This is a genomic window from Calidithermus roseus, assembly GCF_003574095.1.
Lineage (GTDB): Bacteria > Deinococcota > Deinococci > Deinococcales > Thermaceae > Calidithermus > Calidithermus roseus.
Genome location: NZ_QWLA01000041.1, coordinates 23,338 through 32,382, shown reverse-complemented (window position 1 = coordinate 32,382; position 9,045 = coordinate 23,338). Strand labels below are relative to the sequence as shown.

Here is a 9,045-nt window from a genome sequence, read left to right as displayed (position 1 = left end):
GATTAGCAGCAGGTCTTGCCAGCGATGTTGGGTTTTCAAGTACTCGCGGGAATCGGGTATCTGGGCTAGATGCGGCAACGGACTAGGGATGGAGACAGATTTCATATGTGCTTATGATAAAAGCCTGAATTACGAGTTGGGCGGGCGCTTTCCAAGTCAAAAAGTGTTAAAATAACAGCGTGAAAATCTACCTTGATTTGTGCGCCATCCAAAGACCGCTGACACATCGCATCAAATTCGGATTGTTTTAGAGTGAGAAAGGAGGATTACGCAAATGGCTATCGCAATTTATGCCGATGTCCCTGGACAGACGCGCGAAGGTTACGAAGAGACCATCCGGGTTCTCGGAGACCTCCTCAAGGGCGCGCCTGGATTCATCATGCACTACGGCCATCCGATTGAAGGCGGCTGGCGTGTCGTCGAAGTGTGGGAATCAGCAAAGGACGCAGCGGAATGGTTCGCGAAGTATGTGCGGCCGAACCTACCTGCCGATATCAAGCCAGAGCGCCACGTCCAAGAGTTGCACACACTCATTCTCCGATGACACTCTACCTGCCACGGGCGGACGACCACGCATCAAATCGTCCGGCCGAGCTCATCCTTTTGTTCGTGGTTTTTCACAATCGAGCAGTCACACCGTCGCTATCCCGGCAGCCGTCACCGCCGCCCAACATGCGCTTGCACCTGACGCCGCTCCGCTGCGCTGCGCGGCGCAGGTGAAGCGCAAGCCGTTGGATCTCAAAGGGAGCATGTGAAGTGAGAAATTACCTCGCGCAAGCACTCTTCCTCGCATATAGCCCATTCGACGAGCAGCAGGAGTCGTAAATGCCTGTCGTAAAACGCATACTTTGCCTCGCCAATTCCAGGAAGATGTCCGGTCGTTGCGTGGCTGGCCGGGAAGTGCTGGTATCTGCTCCCGGTCCTTGGATCAGGCCCGTCAGTGCGAGGCCGACCGAGGAAGTCTCCGAAGACGAGCGCCAGTACCAGGACGGCAGCGACCCGCGAGTGCTCGACATCATCGATGTTCCGTTGATCCGGCATCAGCCGCATGGCTGCCAGAAGGAGAACTGGTTGCTCGATCCTGATTACTACTGGACGAAGGTTGGTCAGGTCGGTTGGGCAGAGCTTCTGCGTTATGTCGAGGATCCGGAGACCCTGTGGGCGAATACTCGCAGCACGTACAACGGCGCGAACGACGAGATTCTTCAAGCCGATGCAGATGCATTGCCGAACTCCCTCTTCCTAATCCATATCCCCACCTTGGAACTAAGGGTGTTCGAGTCAGGAGGGGCTTTTGGAAAGCCAAAACGTCGCGTGCAGGCTAGCTTTGAGTATCGTAGAATCCGGTATGCGCTTTGGGTGACCGATCCGGTTATCGAACGCGACTACAAGGATCGGGCTGATGGGACCTACATGCTCGGCGAATGCTGCCTTACTGTGAGCCTCGGGGAGCTCTTTCAGAAACAAAACGGTGAGCGGTGCCGATACAAGCTGGTGGCAGCAGTTATCCAACGTGAAAGCGTAGGGCCATGAGCGATTCAATCACCATCTACACCGTGGGGCATTCCACCCACACAGTAGAGAAGTTTCTCGATCTTCTCGAACGGAACGGCGTTACCGCCATAGCAGATGTTCGCTCCAGCCCGTACAGTCGCCATAACCCGCAGTTCAATAAAGACGCCCTTTCGGCCGAGTTGAAGAAACGCGGCATTGCTTACGCCTTCCTTGGCAAGGAACTGGGCGCTCGATCAGACGACCCCTCCTGTTACGAAGGCGGAAAGGTCCGCTATGATCGCCTGGCCAGGACTTCGGTTTTCAAGGCAGGCATCGAACGTGTGCTGAGCGGGGCGCAGAAGTATCGCATTGCGCTGATGTGCGCGGAGAAGGAGCCACTGGACTGCCACCGCACTTTGTTGGTCAGCCGGGCTTTGGAGCAGTGCGGTGTGTCTATCGTCCATATCCTCGCCGACGGTAGCACCGAGACGCAGGCCCAGACTATGTCCAGGCTGCTCGATCTGGTTGGGCTTCCGCAGATGGACCTGTTCCACAGTCGCGATGAGCTGGTGACCATGGCCTGTAAGCTGCGAGAAGAGAGAATTGCCTACGTGGATGAAACCTTTGCTGAGCGGGAGCGATCATGAAACTGTTTACCATTGGGTTCACCAAGAAGTCAGCAGAAGCCTTCTTCACCAAGCTGAAGCGATCCGGCGCTAAGCGGATCTTAGACGTGCGTCTCAACAACATTTCGCAGCTGGCGGGGTTCGCCAAGCGCAATGACCTGGAGTTCTTCCTGCGCGAGATTTGCCATATGGACTACGTCCACGTGCCAGAGCTGGCTCCGACGCAGGACATCCTCGATGAGTACAAGAAGAACAGGGGTGACTGGGCCGTGTACGAGCAGAAGTTTCTGGAGTTAATGCGCAAGCGGGAAATCGAAAAGAGGATTGACCCCGCCCTGATCGCGGACGGCTGCTTGCTCTGCAGCGAGGACAAACCGCATCACTGTCACCGTCGTCTCGTCGCCGAGTACCTAAAGTCGCATTGGGGTGACATCGAGGTTGTGCACATCGTGTGATTGAGGCCCAACAATCGGTTGCAGCGGACTGCGGCTGAACCGGAGCATTAGGCCTCGAGCCCCCAGCAAAATGACACCCACCTGAACGTAGAACACCCGCTTTCTCGAGCCTTTGAATTCCTGCGGCCTGAGCTTCCACCCTCCGGCACAGTTCGCTTTGCCCGTTCGCCCTCGAGCCCGCCTCGAGGGCGTTTTCGTGCATGGCTCGAGTGGGTCAAACGTCCCGAGCGTGTAAGTGGGGGGTAAGGGTCAGGGGGGAATCTGGGGGCGTATGGCACAGGAGCCCACTCCCAGAAACCTTCCCAGAGCGCAGGGGCCTGTGTATCTCGTGCTGCTGTGGCCAGGCGAGGCCGGCAACTGGGAAGGCCGGATCAAGGACGCCAAGACCGGGGCCGAGATTCCCTTCGGGGAGCTCGAGGAACTCATGTCGTGGTTGGAAACCCACAAGAACGACGAAAGCAGGAGGTCGGCATGAACAAAACCTTGCTCGCTCTGGCAGTGGGTTTGCTGCTGGGCCTGGCCTGGGCCCAGGACAGCAAAACCCTCTACCAGAACAACTGTGCGGGCTGCCACGGGGCCCAGGCTCAGGGCATCCCTGGGGCCTTCCCGCCCCTGGCCGCCAACCCACGGGTAGCCGAGGAGGCCTACGTGGTGAAGGTGATCCGCGAAGGTTTGAGCGGGCCGCTCGAGGTCGCCGGGCAGACCTACAACGGGACGATGCCCCCCATGGCCCAGGTCTCGGAGGCGGACGCCAAGGCCATCGCCAGCTATTTGAAGGGCCTGGCTGGGGGAAGTGCCCCGGCTCCCGCCTCCGCGCCCCAACCCGCCGCATCCCCGGCCCCCGACGCGGAGCAGGCTGCTCTGGGCCGGGCCCTCTTCGTCGGGCAGAAGGCTTTTGCCAAGGGTGGGGCGCCTTGCATGGCCTGCCACAACGCGGGCGACCTCGGCCCGATGGGCGGGGGCAGCTTGGGCAAGGACCTCACCAATCTCTACGTGCGGCTGGGTGAGGCGGGCATCAAGGGGACGCTTTCCAGCATCGCCTTCCCGGTGATGCGCGAGGCTTACAAGGGCAAGCCCCTCACTGAAGCAGAGATCGCCGCTCTGGTCGCTTTCTTCGCCCAGGCCAGCAAGGAAGCCCGCTACTCCAGCGCCGTTTACGGCGGGCGCATGTGGTATGCCGCCGTTCCCATCGCATTAGCCCTGTTCGGGGTGATGGCCCTGATCTGGATGGGCCGCAGGCCCAGCCTGGCCGAACGCCTTCGCAGGAGGAGAGCATGAACCAATGGTTCAAAGAGATTGAGGCCCCCACTGAGCGCAAGTGGGAGGAGTTCTACCGCAACCGCTTCGCCCACGACAAGCGGGTGCGCACCACCCACGGCGTCAACTGCACCGGCTCGTGCAGTTGGGAGGTCTTCGTCAAGGACGGCATCGTGACCTGGGAACTCCAGGCCACCGACTACCCCCAGCTCGAGGCCGGCCTCCCCCCCTACGAGCCCCGCGGCTGCCAGCGCGGCATCAGCTTTAGCTGGTACCTCTACAGCCCCATCCGGGTGAAGTACCCCTACGCCCGCGGAGCCCTGCTCGACCTGTGGCGTGAGGCGCGCCAGCAGCACGCCGACCCGGTCGAAGCCTGGAAGAGCATCGTCAATAGCCCGGACAAGCGGCGGCGCTACCAGAAGGCGCGGGGCAAGGGCGGCTTCCGCCGCATCGCCTGGGAGGAGGCGCTGGAGATCATCGCCGCCAGCGTGGTCCATACCACCAAGCAGCACGGCCCCGACCGGGTGATCGGCTTCAGTCCCATCCCCGCCATGTCACAGATTTCCTACGCGGCGGGCTCGCGCTTCCTGACGCTGCTGGGCGGGGTGGCGATGAGCTTTTACGACTGGTACTGCGACCTACCCCCGGCCTCGCCCGAGATCTGGGGCGAGCAGACCGACGTGCACGAGTCAGCCGACTGGTACAACGCCCGCTTCATCGCGGTGATGGGCTCCAACCTCAACATGACCCGCACCCCGGACACCCACTTCATCTCCGAGGTGCGCCACGCCGGGGCCAAGCTCACCGTCTTCAGCCCCGACTTCTCCATGGTCGCCAAGTACGCCGACTGGTGGATCCCCTCCAACCCCGGCCAGGACACCGCCTTCTGGATGGCCGTCAACCACGTGCTGCTCAAGGAGTACCACGTCCTGCGGCAGGTGCCCTACTTCAGCGACTACCTCAAGCGCTACACCGACAACCCCTTCCTGGTCGAAGTTTCAGGCCGCAGGCCGGGGCGCTACTTGCGGGCGGGCCGCCTCGAGGCCTACAAGGACGTCGAGAACGGCGACTGGAAGCTGTTGATGTGGGACGCCCAGCGCGGGCCCGCCATGCCGGGGGGAACCATCGGCTTCCGCTGGCAGAGTGAGAAGGGGCAGTGGAACTTGGAGCTCAAGGACCCCACCAGCGGCGAGCCCATCGACCCGCTGCTCTCCTTCCGCGACCAAGCCGACGAGGTGCGACTGCTCGAGTTCGACGACTTCACCACCGGCAAGACGCTCGAGCGCGGCGTTCCGGTCAAGTACGTCCAAACCAAAGACGGTGAGCGGGTGGCGGTCACCACCGTCTTCGACCTGCTCTTGGCCCAGTTCGGCGTGGAGAGGGGCCTGGGCGGGGCCTACCCCAAGGGCTACGACGACGAGGAAGGGCTCTACACCCCCGCCTGGCAGGAGAAGTACACCGGCATCCACCGCGACACCGTCATCCGCTTCGCGCGCGAGTGGGCCGAGAACGGCGAGAAGACCAAGGGCAAGAACCTCATCATCATCGGGGCCGGGGCCAACCACTGGTATCACAACAACCTGCTCTACCGCGCGGGCATCGTGGCCCTGATGCTCACCGGCAGCGTGGGGGTCAACGGCGGCGGGCTGGCGCACTACGTGGGCCAGGAGAAGCTGGCCAACCAGGCCTCCTGGGGCCCCATCGCCTTCGCCGGGGACTGGGGGATGGCCCCCCGGCAGCAGAACACCCCCAGCTTCCACTACGTCCACACCGACCAGTGGCGCTACGAGCGCGGCTACCGCGACTACGACAGCCTTCCGGGCAAGGAGAGAGAACGCCTCGCCGATCACACCATCGACCACCAGGCCCGCGCGGTGCGCAAGGGCTGGCTGCCCTTCTTCCCGCAATTCAACCGCTCGAGCCTCGAGGTCGTGCGCGAGGCCCAGGCCAAGGGGGCCAAGACCGACGCCGAGATCGTGCAGTACGTGGTCGAGCAACTCAAGAGCGGCAAGCTCGAGTTCGCCATCGACGACCCCGACGCCCCCTCCAACTGGCCGCGCACCTGGTTCATCTGGCGCGGCAACGCCATCGGCACCAGCATGAAAGGTCACGAGTACATGCTGCGCCACTACCTGGGTACCCACACCAACGCCATCGCCCCTGAGCAGGCCAAGGGCTGGGTGAGTGAGGTCAAGTACCGCCCCCAGGCCCCCGAGGGCAAGATCGACCTGGTCGTCGACCTCAACTTCCGCATGGACACCTCGGCGCTCTACTCCGACATCGTGCTGCCGGCGGCGACTTGGTACGAGAAGGAGGACCTCAACACCACTGACCTGCACACCTTCATCAACCCCATGCAGGCCGCGGTGCCTCCGGCTTGGGAGTCGAAGCCTGACTGGGAGATCTACAAGGCCATCGCCCAGAAGGTCTCCGAGCTGGCCAGGGTCCACTTCCCCGAGCCCGTCAAGGACGTGGTGATGCTGCCCCTGCAACACGACACTCCCGACGAGTTGGCTCAGCCCAGCGACAAGGACTGGAAGCGGGGCGAGGTGGAGGCCATCCCCGGCAAGACCATGCCCAAGTTCCGCGTCGTCGAGCGCGACTACAGCAAGCTCTACGAGAAGATGGTCACCCTGGGCCCCGTGGTGGAGCAGAACGGGGTGGGGATGCACGGGCTGTCGATCCCGGTGCAAGACTTCTACCAGGAGCTCGCCCAGCGCCAGGGGCGCTCCTTCGAGGGGCGGGTGATGCCGAGCCTCGAGGAAGCCCGTGAGGTCGCCGAGGCCATCCTCTTCCTCGACCCCGTCTCCAACGGCGAGCTGGCCTACCGGGCCTTCAAGGACGAGGAGAAGAAGACCGGGCAGAAACTCACCGACCTGGCCGAGTCCGTGCGCGACGTGCGCATCGGCTTCAAGGACATCGTGGCCCAGCCCAGGCGCATGCTCACCTCGCCCACCTGGAGCGGCTTGATCAACCAGGGCCGCGCCTACAGCCCCTACACCCTCAACGTTGAGCGGCTCATCCCCTGGCGCACCCTCACCGGGCGGCAGCACTTCTACCTCGACCACGAGGGCTATCTGGCCTGGGGCGAGCACCTGCCCACCTACAAGCCCCGCCCCGACCACACCATGCTGATGGAGACCGAGAAGAGCGCGGCGGAGGCCCAGGGCAAACTGCTCAACTACATCACCCCCCACGGCAAGTGGAGCATCCACTCCACCTACTCCGAGAACCACCGCATGATGACCCTCTCGCGCGGGGGCTACCCGGTGTGGCTCAACGACAAGGACGCCCAGGAGATGGGCATCGCCGACAACGACTGGGTCGAGGTCTTCAACGACAACGGTGTCTTCGTGCAGCGCTGTATCGTCTCGGCCCGCATTCCCCGCGGCACGGTCTTTGTCTACCACGCCACCGAGCGCACCGTGGGAATCCCCAAGAGCCCCCTGCGCGGCAAGCGGGCGGGCATGAACAACTCCCTCACCCGTGCCCGCCTCAAACCCGTGCTGATGTCGGGCGGCTACGCCCAGTTCACCTACGCCTTCAACTACTGGGGGCCCACCGGGGTCAACCGCGACACCTTCGTCTACGTGCGGCGCATCGAGGAGCCGCAGTGGTGATGCCGATAGCCGATGGCCCATAGCTAAGAAGACCAAAAGCTGCCCGCTATGAGCCATCAGCCGGCGCCAAAGGAGACCAAATGAACGTTCGAGCCCACATGAGCATGCTCTTCCACCTCGACAAGTGCATCGGCTGCCACACCTGTTCAGTGGCCTGCAAGAACCTCTGGACCGACCGCAAGGGCACCGAGTACATGTGGTGGAACAACGTCGAAACCCGCCCCGGCGCGGGCTACCCCACCGGCTGGGAGGAGCAGGAGCGCTTCCAGGGCGGCTGGGAGCTGGGGAAGAACGGCGAGCTCGAGCTGCGCCTGCACTCGAGGGCGCGGGGGCTCTCCAGGCTGTTCTTCAACCCCGCCCTGCCCACCCTCGACGACTACTACGAGCCCTACACCTTCCGTTACCAGGACCTCTTCAACGCCCCCGAGGGCAACGACCAGCCCACCGCCATCCCCATCTCGATGGTCACCGGCGAGCCCATCCAGATCCAAGCCGGCCCGAGCTGGGATGACGACCTGGGCGGAAGCAACCTCTACGCCAAGAACGACCCCAACTGGGAGGGCGTAGACCCTGACATCCAGGCCCAGATGCACGAGATCGAGCGGGTGGTCTTCAACTACCTGCCGCGCATCTGCAACCACTGCCTCAACCCCGCCTGCGTGGCGGCCTGCCCCAGCGGGGCCATCTACAAGCGCGCCGAAGACGGGGTGGTGCTGGTCAACGAGAACAAGTGCAAAGCCTGGCGCATGTGCGTGGCGGCCTGCCCCTACAAGAAGGTCTACTACAACTGGTCTACGGGCAAGAGCGAGAAGTGCATCCTCTGCTTCCCGCGCCTCGAGACCGGCCAGGCCCCGGCCTGCGCCCATAGCTGCGTGGGCCGCATCCGCTACATGGGGGTGCTGCTCTACGACGCCGACAAGATCTACGCCGCCGCCAGCGCCCCGGAGGAGCGACTGGTCGAAGCCCAGCGCGAGGCCATCCTCGACCCCTTCGACCCCGCCGTGATCGCCGCCGCCAAGGAGGGGGGCCTCGACGACGAGTGGATCAAGGCCGCCCAGAACTCCCCGGCCTACAAGTTCGTCAAGCTGTGGAAGCTGGCCCTGCCGCTGCACCCCGAGTACCGCACGGTGGCGATGATGTTCTACATCCCCCCGCTCTCGCCCATCGTCAGCACCCTCGAGCGCGGCCTGATCAAGCTCGACCTGCCGCCCGAGCGCATGGACTTCGAGCTTTTCGAGAACCTGGACAAGGCCCGGTTGCCGCTGGAGTACCTCGCCAACATGTTCGCCGCCGGGAACGTCGCGCTCATCGAGCCCATCCTCAAGAAGATGCTGGCCGTGCGCATCCTCAAGCGCCGCCAGAGCGTGTACGGGGAGGTCGATGCCCAGACGCTGGCGCTGCTCGAGGCCGCCGGGACCAACCTGGAGGAAGCCGAGGCCATCTACCGGCTCACCACCCTGCCCACCCTCGAGGAGCGCTTCGTGATCCCGCCCTACCACCGCGAGGCGGCAGCCGAGCTCTACAACGACCCGCTGGCCCACAAGGGCGAGGTGGGCCTGGGCTACATCCAGCCCCCCCGGCGGGGCGAGTGAG

The 9,045-nt window shown here is 63.4% G+C and carries 8 protein-coding genes; all 8 read left to right on the top strand.

What is annotated here, in order from left to right; translation table 11 throughout:
• Positions 1–274: 274 nt before the first annotated feature.
• The 8 genes from Mrose_RS11075 (at position 275) to narH (ending at position 9,044) form a co-directional block, all read left to right on the top strand.
• Positions 275–544: a hypothetical protein gene (locus Mrose_RS11075; protein ID WP_119278221.1), complete on the top strand. Its 270-nt coding sequence runs from the start codon at positions 275–277 to the stop codon at positions 542–544.
• A gap of 281 nt (positions 545–825) precedes the next feature.
• Positions 826–1,533, top strand: coding sequence for a dual OB domain-containing protein (locus Mrose_RS11070; RefSeq protein WP_147371625.1), 708 nt, complete (start codon positions 826–828; stop codon positions 1,531–1,533).
• The gene (locus Mrose_RS11065; protein ID WP_119278217.1) at positions 1,530–2,141 is read left to right on the top strand and encodes a DUF488 domain-containing protein; all 612 of its coding nucleotides are present in this window, start codon (positions 1,530–1,532) and stop codon (positions 2,139–2,141) included. Before Mrose_RS11070 ends, Mrose_RS11065 begins: the two co-directional genes overlap by 4 nt.
• Complete coding sequence (locus Mrose_RS11060; RefSeq protein ID WP_119278216.1) at positions 2,138–2,575, top strand: DUF488 domain-containing protein; 438 nt, start codon at positions 2,138–2,140, stop codon at positions 2,573–2,575. Before Mrose_RS11065 ends, Mrose_RS11060 begins: the two co-directional genes overlap by 4 nt.
• Positions 2,576–2,894: 319 nt before the next feature.
• Positions 2,895–3,050, top strand: a complete 156-nt coding sequence (locus tag Mrose_RS18890) for a hypothetical protein (RefSeq protein WP_245969842.1) — start codon at positions 2,895–2,897, stop codon at positions 3,048–3,050.
• A complete protein-coding gene (locus tag Mrose_RS11055) occupies positions 3,047–3,853 on the top strand; it encodes a c-type cytochrome (protein WP_119278214.1) in 807 nt (268 codons plus the stop codon). Before Mrose_RS18890 ends, Mrose_RS11055 begins: the two co-directional genes overlap by 4 nt.
• Positions 3,850–7,452, top strand: a complete 3,603-nt coding sequence (locus Mrose_RS11050) for a nitrate reductase subunit alpha (RefSeq protein WP_119278212.1) — start codon at positions 3,850–3,852, stop codon at positions 7,450–7,452. The genes Mrose_RS11055 and Mrose_RS11050 overlap by 4 nt, the downstream gene beginning before the upstream one ends.
• An 80-nt stretch (positions 7,453–7,532) precedes the next feature.
• A complete protein-coding gene (gene narH / locus Mrose_RS11045) occupies positions 7,533–9,044 on the top strand; it encodes a nitrate reductase subunit beta (RefSeq protein ID WP_119278210.1) in 1,512 nt (503 codons plus the stop codon).
• Position 9,045 lies beyond the last annotated feature (1 nt).

Bases quoted from the DNA above. Each gene is read 5' to 3' on its own strand.
- Mrose_RS11075 (WP_119278221.1), top strand. From the start codon at position 275: ATGGCTATCGCAATTTATGCCGATGTCCCTGGACAGACGCGCGAAGGT.
- Mrose_RS11070 (WP_147371625.1), top strand. From the start codon at position 826: ATGCCTGTCGTAAAACGCATACTTTGCCTCGCCAATTCCAGGAAGATG.
- Mrose_RS11065 (WP_119278217.1), top strand. From the start codon at position 1,530: ATGAGCGATTCAATCACCATCTACACCGTGGGGCATTCCACCCACACA.
- Mrose_RS11060 (WP_119278216.1), top strand. From the start codon at position 2,138: ATGAAACTGTTTACCATTGGGTTCACCAAGAAGTCAGCAGAAGCCTTC.
- Mrose_RS11055 (WP_119278214.1), top strand. From the start codon at position 3,047: ATGAACAAAACCTTGCTCGCTCTGGCAGTGGGTTTGCTGCTGGGCCTG.
- Mrose_RS11050 (WP_119278212.1), top strand. From the start codon at position 3,850: ATGAACCAATGGTTCAAAGAGATTGAGGCCCCCACTGAGCGCAAGTGG.
- narH (WP_119278210.1), top strand. From the start codon at position 7,533: ATGAACGTTCGAGCCCACATGAGCATGCTCTTCCACCTCGACAAGTGC.